General features: G+C 70.5%; 23 protein-coding genes and 1 pseudogene. 12 read left to right on the top strand and 12 right to left on the bottom strand.

Annotated features, from left to right (window positions below; genetic code table 11):
• The first annotated feature begins 19 nt into the window (after positions 1–19).
• The 4 genes from HALOF300_RS00570 to HALOF300_RS00585 all read left to right on the top strand — a co-directional run bounded on the left by HALOF300_RS00570 (position 20) and on the right by HALOF300_RS00585 (position 2,189).
• Entirely contained in the window at positions 20–373 is a 354-nt protein-coding gene (locus HALOF300_RS00570) for a TIGR04076 family protein (RefSeq protein ID WP_156738704.1), read from the top strand.
• On the top strand, positions 370–1,383 hold the full coding sequence (locus HALOF300_RS00575) for an LLM class flavin-dependent oxidoreductase (RefSeq protein WP_156738705.1): 1,014 nt from the start codon (positions 370–372) through the stop codon (positions 1,381–1,383). The genes HALOF300_RS00570 and HALOF300_RS00575 overlap by 4 nt, the downstream gene beginning before the upstream one ends.
• Before the next feature lie 126 nt (positions 1,384–1,509).
• Positions 1,510–1,965 (top strand): Pr6Pr family membrane protein, encoded by a 456-nt coding sequence (locus HALOF300_RS26825; protein ID WP_197522197.1) that lies wholly within the window; start codon positions 1,510–1,512, stop codon positions 1,963–1,965.
• Positions 1,962–2,189: a hypothetical protein gene (locus HALOF300_RS00585; RefSeq protein WP_156738706.1), complete on the top strand. Its 228-nt coding sequence runs from the start codon at positions 1,962–1,964 to the stop codon at positions 2,187–2,189. Before HALOF300_RS26825 ends, HALOF300_RS00585 begins: the two co-directional genes overlap by 4 nt.
• A gap of 106 nt (positions 2,190–2,295) precedes the next feature.
• Here the strand turns inward: HALOF300_RS00585 and HALOF300_RS00590 are convergent, their stop codons facing one another.
• Positions 2,296–2,718: an MmcQ/YjbR family DNA-binding protein gene (locus HALOF300_RS00590; protein ID WP_156738707.1), complete on the bottom strand. Its 423-nt coding sequence runs from the start codon at positions 2,716–2,718 to the stop codon at positions 2,296–2,298.
• Between the two features lie 173 nt (positions 2,719–2,891).
• On the opposite strand from HALOF300_RS00590, the gene HALOF300_RS00595 reads away from it, so the two are divergent.
• Positions 2,892–3,767: a formate/nitrite transporter family protein gene (locus tag HALOF300_RS00595; protein ID WP_156738708.1), complete on the top strand. Its 876-nt coding sequence runs from the start codon at positions 2,892–2,894 to the stop codon at positions 3,765–3,767.
• Between the two features lie 6 nt (positions 3,768–3,773).
• Here HALOF300_RS00595 and HALOF300_RS00600 read toward each other — a convergent pair whose 3' ends face one another.
• The 4 genes from HALOF300_RS00600 to HALOF300_RS00615 form a co-directional block, all read right to left on the bottom strand.
• Entirely contained in the window at positions 3,774–4,298 is a 525-nt protein-coding gene (locus HALOF300_RS00600; RefSeq protein WP_197522198.1) for a GNAT family N-acetyltransferase, read from the bottom strand.
• 93 nt (positions 4,299–4,391) lie between these two features.
• Positions 4,392–4,931: a dihydrofolate reductase family protein gene (locus HALOF300_RS00605; protein WP_156738710.1), complete on the bottom strand. Its 540-nt coding sequence runs from the start codon at positions 4,929–4,931 to the stop codon at positions 4,392–4,394.
• Positions 4,928–5,932, bottom strand: coding sequence for a helix-turn-helix domain-containing protein (locus HALOF300_RS00610; RefSeq protein ID WP_156738711.1), 1,005 nt, complete (start codon positions 5,930–5,932; stop codon positions 4,928–4,930). The genes HALOF300_RS00605 and HALOF300_RS00610 overlap by 4 nt, the downstream gene beginning before the upstream one ends.
• A gap of 70 nt (positions 5,933–6,002) precedes the next feature.
• Positions 6,003–9,083, bottom strand: coding sequence for a family 20 glycosylhydrolase (locus HALOF300_RS00615; protein ID WP_156738712.1), 3,081 nt, complete (start codon positions 9,081–9,083; stop codon positions 6,003–6,005).
• 238 nt (positions 9,084–9,321) lie between these two features.
• Here HALOF300_RS00615 and HALOF300_RS00620 point away from each other — a divergent pair, with 238 nt between their 5' ends.
• The 3 genes and pseudogenes from HALOF300_RS00620 to HALOF300_RS27595 form a co-directional block, all read left to right on the top strand.
• The gene (locus HALOF300_RS00620; RefSeq protein ID WP_197522199.1) at positions 9,322–12,432 is read left to right on the top strand and encodes a discoidin domain-containing protein; all 3,111 of its coding nucleotides are present in this window, start codon (positions 9,322–9,324) and stop codon (positions 12,430–12,432) included.
• A gap of 88 nt (positions 12,433–12,520) precedes the next feature.
• The gene (locus tag HALOF300_RS00625) at positions 12,521–13,486 is read left to right on the top strand and encodes a phosphotransferase enzyme family protein (protein WP_156738714.1); all 966 of its coding nucleotides are present in this window, start codon (positions 12,521–12,523) and stop codon (positions 13,484–13,486) included.
• A gap of 231 nt (positions 13,487–13,717) precedes the next feature.
• Positions 13,718–14,275 (top strand): annotated as a pseudogene (locus HALOF300_RS27595) (VC0807 family protein); the annotation flags it as partial.
• Between the two features lie 92 nt (positions 14,276–14,367).
• Here HALOF300_RS27595 and HALOF300_RS00630 read toward each other — a convergent pair.
• Positions 14,368–15,723 (bottom strand): MFS transporter, encoded by a 1,356-nt coding sequence (locus tag HALOF300_RS00630; protein WP_156738715.1) that lies wholly within the window; start codon positions 15,721–15,723, stop codon positions 14,368–14,370.
• Positions 15,724–15,874: 151 nt separating this feature from the next.
• On the opposite strand from HALOF300_RS00630, the gene HALOF300_RS00635 reads away from it, so the two are divergent.
• A complete protein-coding gene (locus HALOF300_RS00635) occupies positions 15,875–16,780 on the top strand; it encodes a macrolide 2'-phosphotransferase (protein WP_156738716.1) in 906 nt (301 codons plus the stop codon).
• A 21-nt stretch (positions 16,781–16,801) separates the two neighbouring features.
• Here HALOF300_RS00635 and HALOF300_RS00640 read toward each other — a convergent pair whose 3' ends face one another.
• Together HALOF300_RS00640 and HALOF300_RS00645 are read right to left on the bottom strand one after the other, a co-directional pair.
• Positions 16,802–17,095: a DUF4287 domain-containing protein gene (locus HALOF300_RS00640; protein WP_156738717.1), complete on the bottom strand. Its 294-nt coding sequence runs from the start codon at positions 17,093–17,095 to the stop codon at positions 16,802–16,804.
• 88 nt (positions 17,096–17,183) lie between these two features.
• Complete coding sequence (locus HALOF300_RS00645; protein ID WP_156738718.1) at positions 17,184–17,840, bottom strand: helix-turn-helix domain-containing protein; 657 nt, start codon at positions 17,838–17,840, stop codon at positions 17,184–17,186.
• A gap of 95 nt (positions 17,841–17,935) precedes the next feature.
• On the opposite strand from HALOF300_RS00645, the gene HALOF300_RS00650 reads away from it, so the two are divergent.
• Positions 17,936–18,886, top strand: coding sequence for an oxidoreductase (locus tag HALOF300_RS00650; RefSeq protein ID WP_156738719.1), 951 nt, complete (start codon positions 17,936–17,938; stop codon positions 18,884–18,886).
• 4 nt (positions 18,887–18,890) lie between these two features.
• On the opposite strand, the gene HALOF300_RS00655 is transcribed toward HALOF300_RS00650, so the two are convergent.
• The 4 genes from HALOF300_RS00655 to HALOF300_RS00670 all read right to left on the bottom strand — a co-directional run bounded on the left by HALOF300_RS00655 (position 18,891) and on the right by HALOF300_RS00670 (position 22,708).
• Positions 18,891–20,015, bottom strand: a complete 1,125-nt coding sequence (locus tag HALOF300_RS00655) for a hypothetical protein (RefSeq protein WP_156738720.1) — start codon at positions 20,013–20,015, stop codon at positions 18,891–18,893.
• A complete protein-coding gene (locus HALOF300_RS00660; RefSeq protein WP_156738721.1) occupies positions 20,012–20,545 on the bottom strand; it encodes an RNA polymerase sigma factor in 534 nt (177 codons plus the stop codon). Before HALOF300_RS00660 ends, HALOF300_RS00655 begins: the two co-directional genes overlap by 4 nt.
• Positions 20,546–20,651: 106 nt before the next feature.
• The gene (locus HALOF300_RS00665; RefSeq protein WP_156738722.1) at positions 20,652–21,692 is read right to left on the bottom strand and encodes an LLM class F420-dependent oxidoreductase; all 1,041 of its coding nucleotides are present in this window, start codon (positions 21,690–21,692) and stop codon (positions 20,652–20,654) included.
• A 65-nt stretch (positions 21,693–21,757) separates the two neighbouring features.
• Entirely contained in the window at positions 21,758–22,708 is a 951-nt protein-coding gene (locus HALOF300_RS00670; protein ID WP_156738723.1) for a hypothetical protein, read from the bottom strand.
• A gap of 436 nt (positions 22,709–23,144) precedes the next feature.
• Here HALOF300_RS00670 and HALOF300_RS00675 point away from each other — a divergent pair, with 436 nt between their 5' ends.
• Together HALOF300_RS00675 and HALOF300_RS00680 are read left to right on the top strand one after the other, a co-directional pair.
• Complete coding sequence (locus HALOF300_RS00675; protein ID WP_156738724.1) at positions 23,145–23,513, top strand: hypothetical protein; 369 nt, start codon at positions 23,145–23,147, stop codon at positions 23,511–23,513.
• 204 nt (positions 23,514–23,717) lie between these two features.
• The gene (locus HALOF300_RS00680) at positions 23,718–23,927 is read left to right on the top strand and encodes a hypothetical protein (RefSeq protein ID WP_156738725.1); all 210 of its coding nucleotides are present in this window, start codon (positions 23,718–23,720) and stop codon (positions 23,925–23,927) included.
• Positions 23,928–23,951: the final 24 nt, after the last annotated feature.

Genomic DNA, 23,951 nt, shown 5'->3' on the forward strand with positions numbered 1-23,951 from the left:
CTCGGAACGGGAGGATGCGATGAGCGACGAGACGGGCGAGCGCGCCGGCAACACCGCGGCGCGGCGCCGGACCGAGCTGAGTGATCTGCGGGTCGTGGTGGATCGGATCGAGGGTCGATCGGTGTGCGGACTGGCTCCCGGGGATTCCTTCGACGTCTCCTGCTCGAGCCGGCTGACCATTCCGGAGGGGCGCCACTTCTGCATCTATGCGCTCTCGGCGGTGCTGCCGCTGCTGCCGGCCGCCCAGCGGTCGGTCGACCCCGACGACTGGCTGGCGAGCGACGAGGTCGCCTGCCCGGACCCGGAGGAGCGGCTGATCATGCGGATCGAACGCCTCGGCCGACGCAGCATCCCCACGGAGGACCTCACGTGAGCGTGTCGCTGACCATCGCCCTCCAGTCGGACAAGACCGCGGTCGAGTACGCCCGGCTGGCGCGGATCGTGGAGGGGATCGGCTTCGACGGGCTCTCGGTGTACTCCGACCTCGGCTATCAGCCGCCGATGGCCCCGCTCATGGTCGCCGCGGACGTGACCGACTCGGTGCGTCTGGGTCCGTCCTGCCTGAACCCGTACCTGCTCCACCCCGTGGAGATCGCAGGTCAGATCGCCGCCCTCGACGAGGCCTCCGGTGGGCGCGCCTACCTGGGCCTGGCACGCGGCTCCTGGATGTCGCAGGTGGGAGTGCGCCAGGACCGGCCGCTCGCGCACCTGGAGGACACAGTGCAGATCGTGCGGCGGCTGCTCGCCGGTGACGACTCCGGCTATGCCGGGAAGGTGTTCGCGATCGAGGCCGGCTTCGCCCTGCAGTACGAACCGGTCCGGCCGGTGGTGGACGTGCTGCTCGGGGTCTGGGGTCCGCGGGGCGCCGCCCTGGCCGGGCGGATCGCCGACGAGGTGAAGATCGGCGGATCGGCCAACCCGGACATGGTGCGCCAGATGCGCCACTGGCTGGACGACTCAGCCGTCTCGGCGGGGCGGGGCGCCGGCGCCGTCGCGGTCTGCGCCGGAGCGGTCACCGTGGTCGACACCGACGGCGACCTCGCGCGGGGCATCGCCCGTCGCGAGGTGGCGATGTACGTGGACGTGATCGCCGCACTCGACCCCACGGTGCGGATCGAGGACGAGCTCCTGGTGCGGCTGCGTGCCCTGCTCGCGCAGGATCGTGCCGACGATGCCGGCGCCCTGCTCAGCGACGACCTGCTGGACCGGTTCGCGTTCGCCGGGACGCCGGCCCAGATCGTCGCGCACACGCTGGAATTGGTGGAGGCGGGCGCCGACCGGGTGGAGTTCGGCACGCCGCACGGTCTCACCGGTGCGGGCGGCATCGACCTGCTCGGCTCCGCCGTGCTGCCCGCGGTCCGGTCCGAGCTCGCCGCCGCCTGAGCGAGCCGGCGACGACCTGCCGGACCGGGCCGGTCGTTAGGCTGCGCGGTGTGATGGCGTCCGGCGTGTACCGCACCAACGCCGGGGCTGTTCGCGATCATCCGGATCCTCGCCGGGCTGCTGGTCATGGGCGTACTCGGGTACCCATACGCCGCGCAGGTCGCGGTCATCTACAACACCCTCATCCCTGGCACCGGGTCCGCACCACCAGTGGTGAGCACGATCCTGCACCTCGCGTTCCCGCTCGCCATCACGCTCGACTGGCTCCTCGTCGGAGACCGCGGGCCGCTGGCCTGGCGCCGGCTCTGGCTCGTGCTTCCCTACCCACTGCTGTGGCTGCTCGTCGTCCTCGTGCGTGGCGTCACCGACGGCTGGGTGCCCTACGGATTCCTGCTGCCTGACCGAGGGCTGGCCTCTCTGGGCCTTCACGTCGTGGCGCTGCTCGGCACGCTCCTGGCCGCGGGCGCGCTCGTCTGGGCGGCCAGCCGGTCGGCAGGCCTCTGGCTCCGGGTACCTGGAGGACCGCGCCCCCCGCGTATTTCGAGTGACCTGAGTAGTTTCCGGCCTGTCTTCGTCGCGTGAGGGTGACGTTCACGAAGGTCGACGGCAAGCGGTACCTGGTCGCCATCGAGCGCGAGCGTGGTCCCGCCCTGGTTCCGCGTCACGCGCCGGGCTACGACGACCTCATGCCGCACGATCTCTCGCACTATCTGGTCGAGGAGTGCTTCGAGATCCAACTTGGTGTCTGGGGGCAGCTTGCCGCGGCGGCGGCCTCTTCGCGCCCACACCCGAGCACAACATCCTGACCGTCCGGCGACGAACGCGACGCATCGTGCACTGGGCCGCGAGGAGGCGAGCCTCGAGCCGAGCCCGCCGGTAGGGATGACCGACGCCGAGCCGGCGAGGAACGGGTCAGCCGGGCGCGTGCTGCGTGAGCCACTCCTTGGCGCGCCGACGCGAGGCCCGGCTGAGCCACGCGTCCTGGACGAGTTCGGTGATCTCCTCGCGTGCCACCTGACCCACGTGGGTCGCGCGGATCAGCACCGAGGGATGGCCGTTGAAGTGCGGCGTCGTGAAGAACGGCCGCGTCTCGTCCTGCACCAGTGCGACCCGGTCCGCCTCATCGCTGACCCAGATGACGATGACGTCGTCGTAGAGCTCCCCGGTAGCCGGGTCGAACGCGTCCTTGCGCGGGTTGCGGAAGAACACGAACGACTTCCCGCCCACCTGGTACACCGGATTCTGGCCGGCGGACTCGACGGTGACGAACGGCATCGCAAGGGCGGCCGCGTGGATGTCCTCCACCCGGGCCGGCGTCGTCGCTGGCTTCCGCATGCTCCGATGGTGCCACTTCCGCGCGCGATCTCACAGTGGGTACCGCCCGACTGAGCGAAGACCGTAACGAGACCGGGCAGGCGCAGACACGCTGATGAAACGGAGTGCTCATAGCGTCGGGGACGCCGTATCAGCGGCAGATCGCGACCGTCCGATCCACGGAGCTGTGCCACATGTCCTACGTCAAGCCAGCTGAGCTCGTCCCGACGATCATCGACGCGGGTGCAAGCAAGGTGCTCCTGTCCGCCCGCGACACGCTGGTCCGGTCCACGATGGGCGGCGCGATCCTCGCGATCGCCGCCGCCTTCGCCGTCACGGTCACCGTGACGACCGGCCACGCCATCCTCGGCGCCGTGCTGTTCCCGGTGGGCTTCATCCTGCTGTACCTGCTGGGGTACGACCTGCTCACCGGCATGTTCGTGCTCGGCCCGCTCGCATGGCTCGACAAGCGGCCCGGCATCACGGTGCGGGGCGTGCTGCGCAACTGGGGACTCGTGTTCGTCGGCAACTTCCTCGGGGCGTTCGCCGTCGCCGTGATGTTGGCGATCGTCGTGACGTACGGGTTCGACACCCCGCCCAACGAGGTCGGTCAGGCGATCGGGCACATCGGTGAGGGCCGGACCGTCGGGTACGCGGAGCACGGGGCGTCGGGCATGCTGACCCTGTTCGTGCGCGGGATGCTGTGCAACTGGATGGTGTCGATGGGGGTCATCGGCGCGATGGTCGCCAAGGACGTGCCGGGCAAGGCGATCGTCATGTGGATGCCGGTCATGCTGTTCTTCTTCATGGCGTTCGAGCACTCGATCGTCAACATGTTCCTGTTCCCGTCCGGCCTGCTCCTCGGTGGGCAGTTCACGATCATGGACTACCTGATCTGGAACGAGATCCCGACGGTCCTCGGCAACCTCGTCGGCGGACTGCTGCTGACGGGGCTGCCCCTCTACCTCACCCACGGCCGCCCCTCGGCCCGCCGCGGCACCGCGCCGGACCACCAGGACTCGGACGTGAGCACGACGGCGGAGCTCGACCTGGTTCCCGAGCGCGCCTGACGCGACCTAGCGGCGCCAGTGCGAGCGGTGCAGCTCGTAGATCACCTCACCCTCCTCCGTACCGGGCAGCGGCTCGTCCCACTCGCGCACCTCGGTGCGCACGTGCTTCATGCCGAGCTTGCGCATCACGCCGCGGCTGGCCAGGTTCACCGCCATCGTCTCGGCGGTCACCGACTCGAGACCGACAGTCCCGAAGCAGTGCTCGACGACGGCCCGCGCGCCTTCCGTGGCGAGGCCGCCACCCCAGAACTCTCGACGAAGGCGCCACCCGACCTCCGCCGTCGCCGGCGCCCGGGTGAGCGGCTCGGACGGTGCTGCGTCCCACCAACCGACGAACTCGCCGTCGGCGAACCCGACCCAGTGGCCGAGCCCGTGGGCGTCGGCGGCGGTGCTCTCGCACACGGGCGCCCAGGTCTGTCGCGCCTCCTGCGGCGTGCGGGCCCGACCGATGAGGTAGCGCATCACCTCGGCGTCACGGTCGAGCTCGACGAGGCGCGGCAGGTGCCCGATCCGCATCGGTGTCAGCGTCATCCGTGGCGTGCTGAGCGTCGGGCGCATCCCAACTATCTATCAGACGCGGGCGCTCGAGGTGACCGAGCGCAAGGCGACCCGGCTGCCCGCGCCTCACTCGCCGTCGCGCACCACCTCGAATCGGGCACACGCGAACTCGCGGTTGCGCGCCACCTCCTCCAGCCGGAACTCGACGTGGCGGGGAAGCAGGGGCGCGCCGGCGCCGATCGTGACCGGGGCGTAGGAGACGATCATCTCGTCGAGCAGGCCGTGGTCGGCGAACTGGCCGGCGAGGTCGCCGCCGCCCACGATCCAGACGTCCTTCCCGGCGGCCGCGGCGACCATCCGGGCGTGCACCTGCGGGACGGCCTCGGAGGTGAAGGTGACATCTGCGCCGTCGGTGCGGGGTGGGAAGTCCCGGTGCGCGAACACCCAGGCGGGCATCGTGTACTCCCAGCCGCCGGGTGCGTGCTCCTCGACCCAGGCGTAGGTCGAGGCGCCCATCGCTATCGCCCCGACCTTCGCGATGAACTCGTCGTAGTTCATCGGGCCGGTGTTGTCGATGTCGCGGGTGAGCAGCCAGTCGAGGGAGTGCTCGGGGGTGGCGATGAAGCCGTCCAGGGTGCTCGCGGTGTAGTAGATGGTGCGGGTCATCGGTTCTCCTCGGTGGGGGTCGGGTTCGGTCCGCGCAGCCAGTCGATCGGGTCGCCCTCGCCGGGGTCGACGCCGGCGTCGCGCAGGAGGTGGCGCACCAACAGGCGGCGATGTGCGGCGTAGGTGAGCACCTGGGCGACGACGCTGCTCAGCACGAAGCTCTCGGGTGGTTCGCAGAGTGCGTCGATGAGCCGGTCGTCCCAGGCGCCACGCCGCTGGATGTCCCGGACCGCGTCGAGCCACCGTCCGGCGGCGCGCTCGTGCCGGTCCGACAACGTCGCCGGATCGTCCGCGCCCCGGTCCGGGAAGTCTCGGCCCTCGATCGAGGCGAGCCAGACCTCCTTGGTCCAGATGTGGTGCTCGAGGACGGCGGCGATCGACTCCTCCGGCCCGTCCCAGGACAGCACCGTCAGCCCCGGCCACCGGACCCGCCGGAAGGCGTCGTCGTCCAGGTCCGCGGCGAGCCGCAACAGGTGGCGGGTGTCGTCGACGTCGTGGCGCACCAGGTGTGCCGTCGGCGCGCCGTCCGGCGCGGGCGTCTCGGTCGCGCTCACCCACAGGTTGGTGGGCGGGTGGAAGTGGATGCCGTTCGGCGCGGGCAGCCAGTGCGTGCTCGCCACGGCGCGGCCGGGCGCCGGTCCGGAGCCGGTCCCGTCGCGGTGCCCGACGGCGTGGGGTGAGTCATCGCTCTCGCCGACGGTGCTCGGTGGGTAGCCGTAGGCACGCGCGAACGCGCGGCTGAAGCCGTCGACGGAGTCGTAGCCGGCCGCCCACGCGGTGTCCGTCACGGTGTCGCCATGGCTCAGGCGCCATGCGGCCCGCTCCAGGATGACCCGGCGGCGCAGCGCCACCGGGGATTCGCCGGTGCCGCGGCTGAGTTGCCGGCTGAAGTGCCACGGCGAGGAGAACGCGCCCGCGGCCATGTCTCGCAGGTCCGTGTGGTCGTCGTCGAGCACCGCATCGAGCAGTTCGCGCAGGCGGTCGCGTCCGTTCTCGGTCATGGGATCCAGTGTGCGGCCGGTCCGCCCACCGGCGCCCGACCGTTCTTGCTCAGGCGCCGATCGAGCGCGCTCAGCCCTCGTCGAGGCCCGTCTCGATCAGGGCCTGCCCCTCCTCCCAGAGATAGGTCCACACCTCCGGGTCGTCGATGTGGCGCTGCTGCCTGGCGATCATGGCCTCCAGCCTGTCGAGCTCCTGATGCATCCTGGTGACCCGGCCGGCCTCCTGGTGGCGCAGAACCCGCGCGACCGCGGCGTGCAGCTGGTCGGCGCTGCTGGGGTCGAGCCGCCCCTGCGCGACGTAGGCGTCCACCTGCGCGAGGTACTCCTGGCTGTGCTCGGCGAAGGAGCGGGAGTCGTCCGCGGGTGGACCGACGATGAACGAGGTGGTCCAGGTCTGTCCGCCCGGGCCGGAGACGGTGACCGTGCCGACTCGCGTGCCGGCGTCGGCATAGGTGTGCGCGCCGGTCACCTGGTACAGGGAGTTGCCCACCTTGCCCGCCGCCGACGCACCGGTCAGGGACCCCTCGGAGACCGTTCCGTCGCCCCAGTCGATGGTCGCGGCGAGGTTCTCCACCCGCACCGTGGGCGAGGCGACCGTGGCCAGCGATCCGCTGACGGTGAGGTCGTCGTCGATGACGTGGCTGGTGCCGACCATCGAGGTGGTCCAGGCGACGTTCGGGTCCGGCCAGAAGTTCGTGCCGGCGAACTGCCACCTGCTGCCCTGCACCGCCAGGCGGTCCAGGAAGGACCGGGAATCAGCCGTCAGCTCCTGCGGCGACCAGGCGAGGTCCAGGATGGAGGCGAGCCGAGGGAAGACCTTGTGCTCCACGTCCACGGCACCGCCGCTGTTGTTCTCCCCCCACGCCGGGCCCTCGATCCCGATGATGTCGTCGTCGTCCAGCCCGAACGACTGCAGGGACAGGTTCCGGTAGTCGTCGATGACGTTGCTCGGGTCCCAGTCGTGCGTGCTGTAGGCGGTGTGGGCCGGGTAGGGGTAGTCCAGGTAGGCCTTCGAGGTCGGCGACAGGATGACGTCGTTGCCGCCGGCGAACCACTCCGGGGTCATCTCCAGGCTCTGGTCCCGCCAGTACTGGTGCACCGAGGTCGGGTCCAGGCCCGCCATCGGCAGCGGCGTCCAGCCGACCATGCGCAGGTCATGGTCCATCACGAAGCCCTCGAGCTTGGTGATGAAGTCGATGTAGGGCTGGCCCGAGATGGACTCGTCGCCGCCGATGTGGAACAGGTCCGAGTTCACCATCGGGGCGATCGTGCCGATGACGTCATTGATGAAACCGTCCACCACCGGCGAGGTGGTGCACACGGTGTTGGACGACCCGCAGGCGAGTTCCGGGTAGGAGGCGATCGCCGCCGTGGAGTGGCCGGGCAGGTCGATCTCGGGGATCACCTCGATGTGGCGGGCATCGGCGTAGGCCACGATCTGGGCGAACTGCTCCTGGGTGTAGAACCCGGAGCGTCCGCCCGGCATCGACATCGACCCGCCGATCTCGGTCAGCAGTGGCCATGACGGGATCTCGATCCGCCAGCCCTGGTCGTCCGAGAGGTGCATGTGCAGGCGGTTGCCCTTCAGCGCGGCGAGGGCGTCGATGATGCCCAGCACGCCGTCGACCTCGATGAAGTTGCGGGCCGGGTCCAGCATCACCCCGCGGTGCGAGAACCGCGGGTAGTCGACGATCTGCGTTGCCTCGATCTGCCACGGGCCGGGTCGCACCACGTCGCCGGCGATCTCGGCCGGGAGGAGCTGCACGAGGGTCTGGGCGCCGTTGAAGAGGCCGGTGGTGGTGGCCGCCACGACGCGCACGCCGATCGCGGAGGCCGTCAACGTGTAGCCCTCGGCCACTGCGAGCTCGGTGTCCGTGGGCCCTTCCTCGGCGTCGAGCACCAGGCTGATGTCACCGGTCTCCGGCTCCTCGAGCACGACCGGCAGGTCGTGGCCGGTGGCCGGGCGCAGTCGCTCGGCGAGGAGTTCCGCCTCCGCGCGGGCGGCCTCGACCCCGATCGTGATCCGGGTCTGCGCCGTCAGCGTGAAGGCGTCGGCATCGATCTGGGTCTGCGAGACCGGGGCGGGCAGGATCGTTCCGCCCGGCTCGGGTGGGGCCTGCGGCCCGGACCAGACCTCGAAGCTCCACAACGAGTACCCGAAGGTGGTGGCGGTCGCGACGCCCTGCATCCGCACGTGCGAGACCGGCTCCTGGAGGCCGAGCCGGTACTCGGTGCGTCCGGTTGCGGGGCTGGCCACCTCGCGCACGGTGGTCCAGGTCAGGCCATCCGTCGAGGTCTGGAGCTCGAACAGGGCGGGTCGGGCGGTCTCCCAGTCGAGTACCACGCTCCACACCGGTGACGGCTCGGCGAGGGCGATCTGGATCCAGTCGCTGCTCGGGTCATGGTCGCTCGGCGGTGGCTCAGCCGGATTGGTGCGTGCGTAGTCGGTGCCCCAGCGCGACGCGGAGTTGCGGTCGTTGGCGTTGGCCGCCGCGAATCGTGCCAGGTCACCGGTGTAGACCGAGGAGGCCGTGGCGACGCCCTCGGGGCCGATGTCGATGCCGTGATCCCAACCTGTGGGGTCCGGCTCCTCGCTCGAGGTGGCGGCGTCCCAGATCTCGAAGGAGAACATGGAGTAGCCCCACGCGGACGCCTCCCGGCCCTGCATCCGAACGAAGCCGACCGGGTCGGTGAGGCCGAGCACGACCTCCTGGCGTCCCTGCTGACCGGCGAGGGCCGACACGGTCTGCCAGGCCTGCCCGTCGTCGGAGACCTGGATCTCGTACTGTCGTGCGTACGCCGCCTCCCACTCGAACACCACGCTGTGTACGGTGCTCGGCTGTGCGAGTTCGACGGTGATCCAGTCGTTCGTAGGGTCGTGATCGCTCGGCGGGTACCCAGGCTCCTCCTCGCCGTGCGCGTAGTCCGAACCCCACCGGGTGGACGGATCGCCGTCGTTCACGTGGGCCGCCGCGAACCGCGCAGGATCGGGGAACTCCGACGATGCCACTGCGACGCCGTCGAGCGCGACGTCCCGCGGGGCCTCGTCCGCCCTGGCCGGAGCGCTCGCGACCACCGCCAGCGGCCCGATCAGCGCCACCGCACCGGCGAGACCCACGACGGTGCGGCCAAGTCCTGAGAACAACGTCACGATCGGAAGCTCCTCGTGCTGGATCGCGCCGCCACATCGCAACGCGAACACCGAACAGATCTCTGGTGTGGCACACAGTGGCGCAGATCGGGGACGGGGTCAATGCATGGGTGCCCCCGGCCGCGACCTGACCCGACGTCCTCGCGAACGAGAACGCGCGCAGCCCTTGACCGGGGTTGAGTCGATTCAGATAGGGTCGGGCCCCAGCACGTCGATGTGCACACTCGGAGGTTCTGCCATGGCACTTCACACCCGGACAAGACGTGGCCTCGCCGTGGTTCTCGGTGCGGTCCTGACCTTCGGTCTCGCCGTCACGCCCCAGCCGGCACACGCGGCAGATATCGACATCTTCGACGTGGACCCGAACCTTCCGGACGGCCTTGTGAACCTCGCCGAGGGCAAGCCCGCCACGTCCTCCTCCTCGTATGAGATGTCGAACGAGGGCTGGGCCACGTCATTCATCAACGACGGCCGGATCGGCACCGCCACCCTGCCGTACGGCTGGACCACGAACCCGATCGGCAACACGGCGACGGCGACCACGCCGGCGTGGGTGCAGCTGGACCTCCTCGCGCCGAGCACCATCAACGGCGTTGCCGTGTGGCCGCGGCTGGACGCTGCCAACGACGGCCAGAACTTCCCGGTGGACTACCAGGTGCAGGTCTCCGACGACGCGAGCACCTGGACCACCGTGGCCACCAGCACCGGGAACACCGCGGTCGCCGGCGCCCAGGTCCTCGAGATCGACGCCGCCGAGGGCCGTTACGTCAGAGCCCTCGCCACTCGCCGCGCCGAGCCAACCGGTCGTGACGGCTACCTGGTCCAACTGGCCGAGTTCGCGGTGTACGGCACCAGCTCGGGGGTGCTCGTCGAGCTCGACAAGCCGGCCCTCGAGCTGCTCCCGGGCGACACCGACCAGCTGACTCCCAGCCGCAACGGCGTTCCCACGGACCCGAGCGCCTTCACGTGGACCTCGGCGGATCCGTCCGTGGCGGGCGTCGACGCCGCCGGGCTGGTAACCGCGGTGGCCCTCGGCTCCACCACCGTCTCCGCGACCGGCGACGGCGGTGCGCCGGTGACCATCCCGGTCACCGTCATCGCTGAGCGGGTCGACACCGATGCCGAGTTCATGATCTCGGCGTTCTGGCCGCCGACCGCGCAGCACACGACGGCACAGCAGTACGACTACCTCGCCGACGCCGGCATCGACTACGTCCAGAACGTCGACTCCACCGACCTGCAGGGCCGGGCCATCAACATGCAGATGGCCACCCTGGCCGCCGAGCGCGGCATGCTCGTGGGAGTCTCGGACCCCCGGCTCAACGAATCGCTGTCCCTGACGGACCAGGAGATCCGTGACATCGTCGCCGAGTACGAGAACGTGCCCGGCGTCGGTGGCTTCTACCTGCGGGACGAGCCGTACAACGCGAACGCTTACGGCCGCGTGCACCAGGCGGTCAAGGACGAGGCGGACTGGCTCTACCCCTACCTCAACTTCCTGCCGATGTTCGCCTACCCGGATCGCGCCACCTACCAGAGCCAGGTCGACGACTTCGCCGAGCTGGCACTCACCGACGAGCTCGACTACCTGATGTACGACCGGTACCCGTTCGGCGACGCCCCGGACTCGCTGGACTACGCGTCCATGCTGGACAACATGGACGCGATGCGCGTGGAGGGACTCGAGAACGACGTGCCCACCGGGCTGTACATCCAGTCCATCGGCCGGGTCGACGCGAACGGCAACCCGGCCGGGTTCCGGCGCACGAACCCCGCGGAGGTCCGGTACGAGGTGAACGCGGCACTCGCCTACGGCTACACGCAGCTGTCCTACTTCACGTGGTTCACCCCGACCGGTCGGCCGGAGACGTTCACCGACGCGATCATCGCGCCGGACGGCACCCCCACCGATCTGTACCAGCCGGTCAGTGAGCTGAACGCCGAGGTGCACGCCCTCGGCCCGACCTTGATGAGCCTGGACGCCGCCGAGGTCTACCTGCACGGACCCGACCAGTTCGGGCAGCCGTCGATCCCGGACGGATTCATCGCTCGGTTCGCCGACGACGACAACGTGATCGTCTCCCGCATGGTCGACTCCGAGACCGGGCGCCAGTACCTCATGGTGGTGAACAACGACTTCACCAGCGAGCAGCAGGTCGAGCTGCGCCTGCGTGGTGGGGTTCGCGACCTGGAGGTAATCAGCCGCGAGGACGGGTCGTCCCAGCCGCTGTTCGCCCGGAACGGCAGGTTCGCCCTCGACCTCGCCGCGGGGGATGCCGTGCTGCTCGCGCTGCCGGATGACCTCCGCTACGTGGCTCCGGGCCCAGCCGTGCCGCTGAATCTGGCCGCGAACGCGGATGTGACCGCAGCCTCCTCCGAGGGGGCGAACGGCTGGTACATGGACAAGCTCACCGACGGCGAGCGCTTCTCGACCCCGAGCAGCCAGGGCTGGCGCGCCACCGAGATCGTCGAGGGCGAACCCAGCACGCTCACGCTGGACCTGCGCACGGAGCGCCGGTTCAACCGCGTGGACCTCTACGCGGCCGGAGGCGTGTTCGGCTACGGTCTGGCGTTCCCGGAGACGGCGACCATCCAGGTCTCCACCGATGGGCTTGCGTGGCGGACGGTGGCGCAGGCGGCCCTCGAACCTCCGACGGCGTCCGTGCCGGTGCCGAGCATCACGTTCCGTTCGGTGCGCGCCCAGTATGTGCGGGTGGTCGTCGACTCCCACAGCACCCGGACCGGCGCGGCCGCACTCGAGCTCGCCGAGATCGAGGTCTACTCCGACGACGGTTCTCTGCCCGCCCCCGAGGCCTTCGACGACACCGTCGAGGAGACCCCCTGGTACGAGGGCAAGGACCTGGCGCAGGCACGCCCGGTGGGGGTCTCCAGCTCGACCGAGGCCGCACAGTGGGGCTGGGCCAGCACGTTCGTGAACGACGGTCAGTTCGGTCCCACCGCCACCACGAACGGCTGGACCTCGCAGGTCGGCACGAACACCTCGCCCACCGACTCCGAGTGGGTGGCCGTCTACCTCGGCGGGCCGTACGCCGTCGAGCAGGTGGTGCTCCACCCGCGCAACGCGGCCACCGACCAGGCGAACGCCGGCCGCGGGTTCCCCACCGACTACCGGATCGAGACGTCCGCGGACGGTGTCACCTGGACCGTGGTCGCCGAGGTGGTCGATGACGTCGCGGTCACCGCCGAGCCGCGCACCATCACCCTCGAGACGCCGACCACGGCGGCCTACCTTCGGGTCGTGGGCACCGAACTGAAACTCGCGCAGCCGGCCGCGGACGGGTACCTGATGCAGATCGGGGAGGTCCAGGTCTTCGGAGCGCCCGCCTGAGTGACGAGCTCGGCGCCCACGCCGCGGCCGGCGACGCCGGCGGGAAAGTTGTCGACACAGGTCTCGCCCTCGTGCCAATGTCGGCGCGATGCTGCGACTGAGTGAGATCCGGGCCGTGCACGAATCCGTCGACGAGGACTGGCGTTCCCCCGTCGCCGATGCCGTGGCAGGGGCGTGGATGCTGCCACCGGGCGCGGCGAGATGGTGGCGGTCCAGTGCCACGCACGTGTTCGTCGTCCCGGGGCCGCCGCGCCACTACCTGCGGTTCGCTCCCGCCGGATCGCCGGCGGCGGCGCGGCTGCGTCGGGGCGCGGACCTTGCGGCGGCGTTCCCAGTCACTACTGGTCTCAGCGTGTCCGCGCCCGTGTCCACGACATCCGGGGCGCGCACGCCGACCATCGACACCCCGGCCGGGCCGATGGTCGCGATGCTCGTCGAGGACGCCACCGGGGACGCCGTCGTCGCAGAGTCGCTCACCCGCGAGCAGGCGCATCGCTGGGGCGCCGCGCTGGCGTGCTTCCACGGTGCTGCTCCCGTGGTCGACGCCGGGAGAAGCCGGCTCGACGCCTCCGACCCAGAGCTGACGACAGCACTGGCGGACATCGAGGAGCGACTTGAGCGCCTGGACCCGCGGGTGCATCGACGCGTCACGCTGCACGGTGACTTCGAGCTGGACAACCTGCGCTTGCCCGAACATGGCGTCACGGTGTTCGACCTCGACGAGACCCGCGCGGGATGGGCCGCGGAGGATGTCGCACTGGCCACCCGGGACCTGCGAGGCGAGGAGGGGGCGCCAGCACTGTCGCACCTGTTCGACGCGTTCGTGGCCGGCTATCGCTCGAGCGCGCCCTTCTCGGATGCCGAGCTCGACGCGGTCCCTCTGCACGCGCTCGCGCATTCGGCTCGGCGCGCGAGCGATAGCGGGACGCTCGACGAGGGCGCACGAGCGACCGACCCCGGATGGCAGCGCGAGCTCCACGCGTCGATCACCGAGGCGAACCAGTGGCACCGACAGGCGGTGCTCGCACATGCCATCCGACCGGCTGCATCATGATGCGGATGCCGTGACGACATGAGGCGGCGTCGAGCAAGTCGCCGACATCCTGGGCGACAACGATCCGATCAGGCGCTGACTGCTGGCCATTGTTGGCCCTCGACCTTCCGTGCAGCGGTGACGATCGGGTGGACCACCTACGAAAGTAGGTGTCGCCGCCTCCTCCTGTTGGTTCGGCGGTAGCCGCTAGGCCGCAGCGCGCCGACTCCGTCGCGAGCGAGTCTGGAAGGCATGAGGAAGACCCTTCGTCACCGTCTCCGACGCGCGTCCCGCCTGCTCCTCGACGTGGCCGCGCCGCTCGCACTCTTCCACGGGCTGCTCGCCGTCGGTGTCGGTGAGATGCCGGCACTGATCGCCGGCATGGTGCCGCCGGTCGTGAGCACCGTCGTGAGCCTGGTCCGGGCCCGCACCGTCGACGCGCTCGGCGTGCTCGTCCTGCTCGCGATGGTGGCGGGTCTCGTGGTCGGCGTGGCGACCGACGATCCCCGGCAGCTGCTCGTCCGCAACGCGTGGGTGAGCGCCCCACTGAGCCTGTGGACGTTCGTGACGCTCGCACTGGCCAGGCCGATCACCTTCACGGTGACTCGTGAGGTGCTCCCCGGCAAGGCGGCACTGATGGATCGGCTGTGGGACGCCGACCCCGCGTTCCGGCGGGCCTGGCGGCAGATCACTGTCGTCTGGGGCGGCTCCGTGATGCTGGACGCCGTCCTCCGGATCTGGATGTCAGTCACCCTGCCGGTGGCCCTGGTGCCGAGCCTGGACACGGCACTGACGTTCGTCACCATCGCGGCCCTACAGGTTCCGACCCACCTGCTGATCCGTCGGACGGGTCACTGGCGCACGCTCTTCGGGAGTCAGTGGGGCAGCAGGCACCGTCCCGCTCAGGTCTCCTCGAGGGCGACCCCGGTCAGGTCCGGCAGGAACAATGAGCCCACCATCGCCACCACGAACGCGACCCCGAACACCCCGAACGCGAGCGGTGAGCCGCCGGTGGCGATCAGCACCGGCACGCACAGTGGTGCCACGATCGAGGCGATCCGGCCGAAAGCGGCGGCGGCGCCGGCCCCCGTGCCGCGCAACGCCGTCGGGTAGACCTCGGGCGTGACGGCGTACAGGGCACCCCACGCACCGAGGTTGAACGCGGACAACGCCATGCCGGCGGCGATGATCCCGGCGACCGTGTCCGCCTGGCCGAACAACACGGCGGCGACCGCCGAGCCGGCGAGGAAGGTGGCGAGGGTGGCGCGTCGTCCCCACTTCTCGATCAGGAATGCAGCCAGGGCATACCCCGGAATCTGCGCGAGCGTGATGATCAGCGTGTACTCGAAGGACTTCACCAGCGTGAAACCCTGCGCCACCAGGAGTGACGGCAGCCAGATGAACGCCCCGTAGTAGGCGAAGTTCACGCCGAACCAGGCCACCCAGAGGGCGAGCGTGCGGCGCCGGAACCGGGCGGTCCAGAGCTCACGCCAGTGCGGCGGCGCAGGTTCGGGCTGGGCGGGCGGCGACGGGACCGCCGCGACGCCCGCGGCCGCCTCGAACCGGCGCACAGCGGCCTCGGCCTCGTCGGTTCGGCCCTTGCGCTCGAGGAACCGGACCGACTCGGGCAGGGCGCGGCGCACCACCAGGGCGTACGCGGCCGGGACCATCCCGATCAGGAACGCCCAGCGCCACCCGTTCTCCAGCGGCACCACGAAGTACCCGATCAGTGCGGCGGCGATCCAGCCCACCGCCCAGAACGCCTCGAGGATCACCACGACCCGGCCGCGGATCCTCTTCGGGGCGTACTCGCTGACCAGCGTGGACGCGACCGGCAGCTCCGAGCCAAGCCCCAACCCGACGATGAAGCGCAGCACGATCAGCGCGGCGAGGCCGCCGACGAGCGCGGATGCGCCGGTGGCGAGGCCGTAGACGAGCAGGGTCAGGGCGAACACCTGCCGGCGGCCGATCCGGTCGGCGAGCAGCCCGCCGACGCTCGCGCCGATGGCCATGCCGACGAACCCGATCGACGCGACCCAGGAGACCTGCGCCTGGCTCAGGTTCCACTCCGTGGCGAGCGCGGCCAGGATGAAGGAGATGAGCCCGACGTCCATGGCGTCCAGGGCCCAGCCGATGCCGGAACCGCCGAGCAGCTTGCCGTGCAGCCGGGTGAACGGGAGCCGGTCCAGACGCTCGGAGCGGGTCACGGCTGGTTGGGTGGCTTCGCGTGCGGCCTCGGTGCGGGCTTCGTCGGACATCGGGTCCCTACCGGTCAGGAGCGGGGCGGATCGACCGGATGATGCCCGGCCCGCGGGCGGCGGCCGCTCGTGCGTTGCCCGCGGGTACACAAGGTACTTCAGTCCTCCCCCGAAGGCGCCGGAGCGCCACAGCCTGTGCCAGGCTGGCCCGATGCCCGCCGACAACCCCACGAGCCCGAAGTCGATCGCGGCGCTCGCAGCCAGGCACGGCCTGACGATCGAACCCGGATCGGTTCGCCTCAATGAGGCCGGGCTGGACTTCCGGGTCGCCTACGCGACCACGCCCGACGGCGTCGCCTGGGTTCTGCGGATCCCGCGCCGTGGCGACATGGCCGCGTCGATCGCCCGCGAGTCCGCGGTCCTGGAGGTGGCGCGGCGGCACCTGCCCGTCGCGGTGCCGGACTGGCGGATCGCGGGCGAGGACCTGATCGCCTACCCGCAGCTGCCCGGCTCGCCCGGCCTCACCCTCGACGAGGCCGGCGAGCCGGTGTGGCACATGGACGTGGCGTCGGAGGTGTACGCCGTCGAGATCGGACGGCTGCTGGCCGCGCTGCACGCGATCCCCATCTCCGAGGCCCGAGCGGGCGGGCTCGAGACGCCCGGCCCGGAGGAGGTCCGGGCCGAGCGCCGCGCGGAGTACGAACGGGTGGCGGCGGAGTTCGCCATCGCCCCCGAGCTACGCAGCAGGTGGGAGGCGTGGCTCGCCGACGACTCGCTCTGGCCCACCTGGACCGTGTTCAGCCACGGCGAGCTGTACCAGGCCCACGTGCTGCTGGACTCCGACGAGCGGATCACCGGCGTGCTGGACTGGACTACCGGCGGCGTCGGCGACCCGGCCCGTGACCTGATGCTGCAGCAGATGACGGCCCCGCCGCAGACCTTCGACCTCACGCTCGAGGCCTACCGCGAGGCGGGCGGGCGGACCTGGCCGCGGCTCGCCGATCAGTGCACGGAGCTGCACGCCTTCGGGCCCGTCGGGTACGGCCTGTTCGCGCTGACCACCGGACTTCCCGAGCACCGCGACGCGGCACAGACGCTGCTCGATCCGCCGGAGTAGGCCACCGTTGCTGGGGTCCGGTCAGGCAGGTGTGGGCCGGGTCGCCTTCCCGTCCAGCCAGAGGGTGTCGGACGCGTCCCGGTGGGCCCCGGTGGTGCCGACGTGCTTGCTGCTGATCTGCGGCCCGTTCTTGATCACGTGCCACAACGCCATCGAGTGCCCGCGGCCCAGGCCGTAGTCGTCGGCCAGCCAGGTGACGACGTCACCGGCCTTGGAACCCGCGGTGATGCCCTTCGCCTCGGCGACCGCGAGTAGTTCGCGCGGGGTGTGTCCGGTCTTGTCCTCGATGGTGTCGAGGTAGGCCTGGAAGGACATGTGAACTCCTTGGATCGTCGAGGGGAGTACGGCATCGTGCCGACTCAGAGCCTATGGACCCATGTCCTCGGCGTTTCTCATCGGTCGTTCAGACGAGACCCAGTTCCCGGGCCCGCACGCCGGCCTGGAACCGCGACTCGGCACCCAGGGCTTCCATCAGTTCGGCAACCCGGCGGCGATAGGTCCGCACGCCGAGCCCGAGGATCCTGGCCGCGGACTCGTCCTTGGCCCCTTGGGCGAGCAGGTCCAGCACCCGGGGTGCGAGCTCGCGCACCTCGGCGATCCGGGCGTCGTAGCGCGCGAGATCCGTGGCGGAACGCCAAGCCGCCTCGAACAGCGAGGTGACGCCCTGCACCACCTCCGGTTGGGTGATCACGCTGTAGCTGCGCCGGCCGGCCCTGACGTCGCCGGCCAGGACCGCAAGCCGCCGGTCGAAGATGATGGTCTCGTTGATGTCCTCGGTCGTGATGCGGATCTGCGCACCGTGGCGGTCGCGGGCCGTGGCCACCTGCTGCGCGGACACCGGGTCGAGCAGCATCCCGGGCCGGTAGATCTTGCGGACCCGGACGTCGCCCCGCCGCGACAATGCCGTGGCGTCCAGCCGTTGTGGCTCCTGCCTCATCGTCCAGGTGCCCAGATCGTTCGCGGCGCACGCCACGTCGGTCGCCGTCTCGAACAAGTGCTTCGTCCGGGCGAGCAACTCCTCCTCACCGTGCACGAGCGTGACTGCTTCGCCGGTCTGCATACATCGATTCTTGCTCGCCGGCAGCATCCTGCCAAGGATCGGCAGCAACCTGCCAGCACGGCCGTAGCCGGCCGGCGCCGCGCAAGGCTGTCCCCATGACAACGAACACCGCAGCCCCGAACACCGCAACCCAGTCCGGCCCGAACGCCGGCGCCGCCGGCACCTGGCAACTCGGCGACCGGACCGTCAACCGGATCGGCCTTGGCGCGATGCGCCTCACCGGCATGCCGTGGGACCCGGCACCCCGGGACCGCGACGGCGCCATAGCCGTGCTGCGCCGCGCCGTCGAGCTCGGTGTGAACCACATCGACACCGCCGCCTTCTACTTCGTGCCCACTCGGACGGCGAACGAACTCATCGGCACCGCCCTGCAGCCCTACCCCGACGACCTCGTGATCACCACCAAGGTCGGCGCAAGTCGTTCCCGCGACGGCGGCTTCGAGCCGTACGCGCGCCCCGAGCAGCTCCGCGGCCAGGTGGAGGAGAACATCCGCCAGCTCGGCCTCGACCACCTCGACGTGGTCAACCTCCGGTGGGGTTCCGGCATGACGACCGAGGCGGGACCGGTCGCAGACCATGTCGGCACCCTCGCGGACCTGCGCGACGCCGGCCTGATCCGGCACCTCGGCATCTCCAACATCACCACCGAGCAGCTGACCGAGGCACTGACGGTGTCCCCGATCGTGTGCGTGCAGAACCAGTACGGCCTCACCAACCGCGCCGACGATGCCCTGCTCGCCCGCTGCGGCGAGCTCGGCATCGCGTTCGTGCCGTTCTTCGCCGTCGCGGCGGTGGTGCCCGGCACGAGCCCCCATGACGCGGCCGACGAGACCGGGACGGCGGAGATCGACGCCGTCGCCGAGGCCCACGACGCCACCTCGGCCCAGGTGCGGCTGGCCTGGACGCTGCAGCGTGGCCCGCACGTGCTCGCGATCCCCGGCACCGGCAACGTCTCGCACCTCGAGGAGAACGTGGCGGCGGGTGCGCTCGAACTGAGCGAGTCCGAGCTCGCGCTGCTCGACGGGATCGCCGGCGGGCCGGCCTGACGCGTCAGCCGGCGTCGGCGGCTCCGGGGCAGGTGACGGTCCCGCAGGCCGGCAGCGTGTCGGTGTACCGGGAGTCGACCACCAGGTCGTACTGCTCGACGATGTCGGGTGCTCCGGGAAGGTCGTTCGGGTAGACCGTATCCGTCTCGAGGACGGCTCCGGTGGCCGGGTCGAGGATCAGGATCAGCTCGATCTCGATCGTCTCGCCCCCGGCGTCCTCGAAACGGGAGGCCCCGAACGCGAGCCCGTCGCGTCCCTCGCGGTCGGTGACCCTGCCGTAGGAGGTGACGTCGCCGGCGAGCGCGATCGCCTCGAGGAAGTTCGCGCGGTCGGCCTGGCTGAGTCCATTGGCCTGGAAGTTGTACGCGTCGATCAGGTAGTGACCGGGGAAGCGCTGGTGCTGATCGTTGTTCAGCATGATGAGCTCGTAGATCGCCTGCGGTGAGTCCGGGACGTCGCGCGGGTCGGAGCCGGCCTCCCCTGGAGCGAACACGGTCTCCCCGCCCCCGAGGTCCTCGCCATCGCGCAGATACAACTGGCCACCGGAGAGATCGGTGGTGTCGTGCCAGCGATAGGCGTCGTCTTCGATCGGAATCAGGCGGTCTGCCTCCCAGTAGCCCTCGGACACCTCGACCTCGTGCGTCGCGTAGCCGACGTAGCGGCGGTGCTCGAAGAAGTACCGTCCGGACCCGTCCGGGATCGTGCTGGCGCGCACCTGGTCTGCGAGCTGCAGGAGCCCGGTCGGTCCGTCGGCCCCGTCCGGCTCCGAATACGCGAGCATCGGGAGCGCCGCGGCCGGCGGTGTGGTCGTCCCGCCGCCGGGAAGGACGCTCGGCAGCACTCCCACGACCCCGAGGACGAGCACGGCCGCCGCACCGATGAGGGCGACCCGGAGACGCACGGAGTGGCTCCGACGCACCTTGGGAGCGACGGGCTCCTCCTGGAGCCGCGTAACCAGTTCACTCACGCCGGCGAGGGCAGGCGCGCCCGCGTCGGCCACGTGAGCGGCCCGGTCGTGGCCGAGCACCCACAACCGGGTCCCCTCGATGGCCTCGGGGTCGGTCGGCGGCGACGCGGCCGCGGGATCCAGGATGGCGAGTTCGTTCAGGAACGTATCGGTGCTGTTCATGAGAGGACTCCGTTGGTGACTGGACGCGCGGGCCGCGCCTCGACGGGCGGCAGCCGGTCGAGGATGTGCAGGAGGTGGCGTCGAGCTCGCATCAGGCGCATTCGGGATGTGCCGATCTGGCAGCCGAGGACCGCCGCGGCCTCGTTGGTGGTGAGTCCGTCCCAGGCGACCAGGGCGAGGACCTCCTGCTCGCCCGCGCTGAGTTTCGCCCAGGCACGAGCGAGGTCGGTTCGCGTGGCGACGCTGCTGGCGAGGTCCTCGGACAGCAGTCGGGGTTGTGCCGCGAGCCGTACCTGCAGGGCGTGCCACCGACCCGACGAACGCATGCTGCGGAGCATGAGGTTGCGGGCGATCCCGAAGAGCCACGGCCGTGGCTCGGCCGGGGCGTCGTCGAGGCGCCGCCAGGCCACCAGGAACGTCTCGGCCACGATGTCCTCGACCTGCGCCGGTGGGATCCGTCTGCGGACGAACCTCTCCAGGTCGCCTCGATGCGCCTCGTAGAGACGATCGAACCGGTCCTCGTCGGTCATCTGGCGGCCCACCTCACCCTTGGGGACGAAACCCTGCTGTCACCTCTACATCCCCGGGACGAGCCCGTCCGTCACATCGCAATCTGATGTCCTCGCCACCGAACCGTCAGTCCGCAGTGAGTCCCAGCACCTCGGCCAACGCGGGCAGCAGCCGTGGATCGGTCTGCAGGATCAGCGTGGTGACGACGCTCGACTCCCAGGCCGCCAACTGCTCGCGGATCGCGGCGGGCGGGCCCACGAGCGCAACGTCGAGGACCAGCTCGAGCGGGATCGCGGCGGCGGCGCCGGCCTTGTCCCCGGCGGCGTACCGGCGCTGCACCTGCGCGCACTCCTGCGTGTAGCCGAGCCGCTCGATCGCGTCCCGGTGGAAGTTCGTGGTCGCCGAGCCCATCCCGCCGATGTACAGGGCCAGGTGCGGGCGGATCTGGTCCGCGGCGCTCTCGAGATCACGTCCGAGGGCCACCGGCACGCTCGCGCACACCTCGAAGGACTCCGACGGCGTCAGCTCGGGTGATCGCGCCGCGAACCCGTCCGCGAGGTGCTCGCGGTAGGCCGCGTCCAGCTTCGGTGACACGAACGCGGGCAGCCAGCCATCCGCGATCTCCGCGGCAAGCGCGGTGTTCCTCGGCCCCTGCGCGGCCAGGTGGATCGGCAGATCGGAGCGCAACGGGTGGACCGTGGACCGCAGCGCCTTGCCCTGCCCGGTTCCGCCGTCGACCGGGAGTCGGTAGTGCGTGCCGGCGTAGGTGACCGGGCCGTCCCGGCGCAGCACCTGCCGGACGATGTCCACGTACTCCCGGGTGCGGGCGAGCGGCTTGGGGTACGGCTGTCCGTACCAGCCCTCCACGACCTGCGGTCCGGATGCGCCGATGCCGAGCACGAACCGGCCGCCGGAGAGGTGGTCCATTGTGAGCGCCGCCATCGCCGTCGCCGTCGGGGTGCGGGCGGACATCTGCATGATGCCGGTCCCGAGCCGGACCCTGCTCGTCGCCGCGCCCCACCAGGCGAGCGGTGTCAGTGCGTCCGATCCGTAGGACTCGGCCGTCCAGACCGAGTCGAAGCCGAGCCGGTCGGCGGCAAGGACCGCCTCGGCGGTTCCGGTCGGTGGTCCGGCGGCCCAGTACCCGGTGTGGAGTCCGTAGCGCATGACTGCCATCCTGCCGCACGGCCATCGGGGAGCGGGCGCTTCGACCTCAGCGGGCCGTCACCGGGTCAGAGGATATCGACGCCGATCAGCCGCCAGGACTCCTCCGGTGTGACGAGGGGGAAGTCGGGGCTGGCCGGGCGGGGTGGCACCGGTGAGGCGACGAACGCGACCGGGTCGGACGAGGAGGGCGCCCAGACCGACCGGATCGGGAGCTCCACCTCCAGGACCACCTGACCGCGGCGCCCGAGCTTGAGACCCTCCTGGGTGGCCTCCCAGCGGGACATCGTCCATCGGGCCAGGGGCGTGAACACGAGATGGTGCTGCGCGTACCGGAGTGGGTTGTGGTCGCCGTTGGCCAACATCTGCCGGCCCTCGGCCAGCGCCCATTCCGCTGCGGGACCGATCAGGGTGATCGTCCGGTACAGGACGATCCGATCGATCCGAGCGCGGGTCGCCTGGAGCTGGACCTGGTCGCGCCAGTGCCACAGCAGGTCAAGGGTGAGCAGCTCCAGCGACGGCACCTCCTCGCGCAGCCGGAGGGCATCGATCCGGGCCACCCGAGCCGCCGGGGCCTCATCGAGGAACAGCGTGTGGAAGCCGCGACGACGACGAAGCAGGCTGCCCACGCATTCCTGCAGGAACTGACCGAGGGCGCCGGTGCGCAGCAGGCGCTCGGAGCGGACCGCGTTACCGAGGTGATGGGCGAACTTGTGCAGCAGCGGCGACCGGTAGGCCGCGGGCCCGTCGTACCAGCGGTCGAACCACGGGAACGCCGAGTGGATCAGGTCCGGCTGACGATCGTGCGCGGCGATGAGCTCCTGCTCCACGGCGCCGGCCCAGGCGGGCACCTGGCTGTGCGGCCGCAACTGGTCGAGGGTGTGCTCGAGCTGGATGGCGGCCATCTCGAAGATCGACTGCTGGGTGTCGATGGGCGCGACCGCGGGCATCGTGTCATCGGTGAGGTCGCCGATGGAGAGGGCGGCAGCGAGAATGGCTTGCCTGCGACGATCGGTCATCGGAGAACCCTCGAACGAGAAGAAGTGCGTGGAGGGGGACAGGGCGACAACGATCGATGTGGCGGGAGCGGTGCGCAACCAGCGTCGTTCCCCCGAACCGACTGGCCGTGCACCATCTGCCAGCGACATAGTAGCGGCCCCGGCCGCCCTTGTGTGGATTCCGCATATGACATCTGCCACAAGCCCGCTCGCGGCGCCGCACCGGGCGACGGTCTGACGCGGCGTCAGACGTCCCGGATCGGGAACGCGGACGCCGCGATGAGGGCTTTGCCCTGATATGACGGGAGTTCGAGCCAGCTCTCGACGAGAGGTTCTCGGTTCGTTTGTCTAGTCATCCGTGGGGACGATAGAGTACTGGGTGCGGATAACGCCGCCCTCGGTTCGCGCGAGGGTGCGTCAGGTACACCAGCAACGGGCCCAGGTGAAGGCGCAGTTCATGAATGAGACGGCAGCGGCGGACGCCGCGACGATAGAGGCCCTTCCGGGCGAGTTCGAGCAGTTGCCGATGCGATACGGCGGCGCTCCCATCGCGCCCGATGAAGCGCTCGCGGTCGCCAGACGGATCGCCCGGGTGCAGATGTCCCACGGGCGCAAGGGCGCCACGGTGCCGGACGAACTGCCACCCGCGGACGCACTCCTCGTGCCGTGGGCGTGCCGGCTGCCTCCGCGACTGCTCGCGTTCGTGCGGGCCAAGGCGGACATGGAGGGCGTGACCGTCACCGACGTGGTCACGCAGGCCCTCCAGGCGTACGCCAACTCCTCGCCCGGCGCGCAGGTCGCGTACAAGGCGCCGCGCCAGCGCTGACCACACGGGTGACCAGCCCGCACAGAACCACCAGAGCCTCCGCATCGACACCGGTGCGGGGGCTCTCCTGTGACCGACAGGGCGGAAGGTCACAGAACGGTCACAGAAAGTATTGCGGGTTGTTGACGGTTCGAGCCGGTTCCGGCGAATGTGTGTCTTGCGCGGCCGGGGAGGGCCGCCTGTCATGGCCTGGAGGGTGGAAGGATGTCTGTAGTTGCGGAGGTGTGTGACCGTGCCGATCGGCGGGTCACGCAGTCACCGGCGGTTGCCGAAGCGGTCGAGCTCGAGGACTGGCTCGCCGGACTCGCGGGGGACGCGCGACTGTTCGGAGCCGATGCCCTCGGCTCACTGGAGTTCGATGGTCCGGCGCAGGGCTTCGCCGCGGACCTGATCGCCTGGCACGGCGCGTTCTGATCGCCACGCCCCGAGCCGCGGACC

Origin of the sequence: Occultella aeris (assembly GCF_902703175.1) — a bacterium.
Lineage (GTDB): Bacteria > Actinomycetota > Actinomycetes > Actinomycetales > Beutenbergiaceae > Occultella > Occultella aeris.

What these genes read in the sequence shown, in the direction of transcription:
- HALOF300_RS00590 (WP_156738707.1), bottom strand. Translation starts at nt 2,718, where the DNA reads ATGCGGAAGCCAGCGACGACGCCGGCCCGGGTGGAGGACATCCACGCG.
- HALOF300_RS00600 (WP_197522198.1), bottom strand. Translation starts at nt 4,298, where the DNA reads ATGACGCTGACACCGATGCGGATCGGGCACCTGCCGCGCCTCGTCGAG.
- HALOF300_RS26825 (WP_197522197.1), top strand. Translation starts at nt 1,510, where the DNA reads ATGGGCGTACTCGGGTACCCATACGCCGCGCAGGTCGCGGTCATCTAC.
- HALOF300_RS00665 (WP_156738722.1), bottom strand. Translation starts at nt 21,692, where the DNA reads ATGCGCTACGGACTCCACACCGGGTACTGGGCCGCCGGACCACCGACC.
- HALOF300_RS00620 (WP_197522199.1), top strand. Translation starts at nt 9,322, where the DNA reads ATGGCACTTCACACCCGGACAAGACGTGGCCTCGCCGTGGTTCTCGGT.
- HALOF300_RS00630 (WP_156738715.1), bottom strand. Translation starts at nt 15,723, where the DNA reads ATGTCCGACGAAGCCCGCACCGAGGCCGCACGCGAAGCCACCCAACCA.
- HALOF300_RS00595 (WP_156738708.1), top strand. Translation starts at nt 2,892, where the DNA reads ATGTCCTACGTCAAGCCAGCTGAGCTCGTCCCGACGATCATCGACGCG.
- HALOF300_RS00650 (WP_156738719.1), top strand. Translation starts at nt 17,936, where the DNA reads ATGACAACGAACACCGCAGCCCCGAACACCGCAACCCAGTCCGGCCCG.
- HALOF300_RS00570 (WP_156738704.1), top strand. Translation starts at nt 20, where the DNA reads ATGAGCGACGAGACGGGCGAGCGCGCCGGCAACACCGCGGCGCGGCGC.
- HALOF300_RS00680 (WP_156738725.1), top strand. Translation starts at nt 23,718, where the DNA reads ATGTCTGTAGTTGCGGAGGTGTGTGACCGTGCCGATCGGCGGGTCACG.
- HALOF300_RS00655 (WP_156738720.1), bottom strand. Translation starts at nt 20,015, where the DNA reads ATGAACAGCACCGATACGTTCCTGAACGAACTCGCCATCCTGGATCCC.
- HALOF300_RS00610 (WP_156738711.1), bottom strand. Translation starts at nt 5,932, where the DNA reads ATGACCGAGAACGGACGCGACCGCCTGCGCGAACTGCTCGATGCGGTG.
- HALOF300_RS00605 (WP_156738710.1), bottom strand. Translation starts at nt 4,931, where the DNA reads ATGACCCGCACCATCTACTACACCGCGAGCACCCTGGACGGCTTCATC.
- HALOF300_RS00645 (WP_156738718.1), bottom strand. Translation starts at nt 17,840, where the DNA reads ATGCAGACCGGCGAAGCAGTCACGCTCGTGCACGGTGAGGAGGAGTTG.
- HALOF300_RS00670 (WP_156738723.1), bottom strand. Translation starts at nt 22,708, where the DNA reads ATGACCGATCGTCGCAGGCAAGCCATTCTCGCTGCCGCCCTCTCCATC.
- HALOF300_RS00675 (WP_156738724.1), top strand. Translation starts at nt 23,145, where the DNA reads ATGAATGAGACGGCAGCGGCGGACGCCGCGACGATAGAGGCCCTTCCG.
- HALOF300_RS00640 (WP_156738717.1), bottom strand. Translation starts at nt 17,095, where the DNA reads ATGTCCTTCCAGGCCTACCTCGACACCATCGAGGACAAGACCGGACAC.
- HALOF300_RS00660 (WP_156738721.1), bottom strand. Translation starts at nt 20,545, where the DNA reads ATGACCGACGAGGACCGGTTCGATCGTCTCTACGAGGCGCATCGAGGC.
- HALOF300_RS00635 (WP_156738716.1), top strand. Translation starts at nt 15,875, where the DNA reads ATGCCCGCCGACAACCCCACGAGCCCGAAGTCGATCGCGGCGCTCGCA.
- HALOF300_RS00625 (WP_156738714.1), top strand. Translation starts at nt 12,521, where the DNA reads ATGCTGCGACTGAGTGAGATCCGGGCCGTGCACGAATCCGTCGACGAG.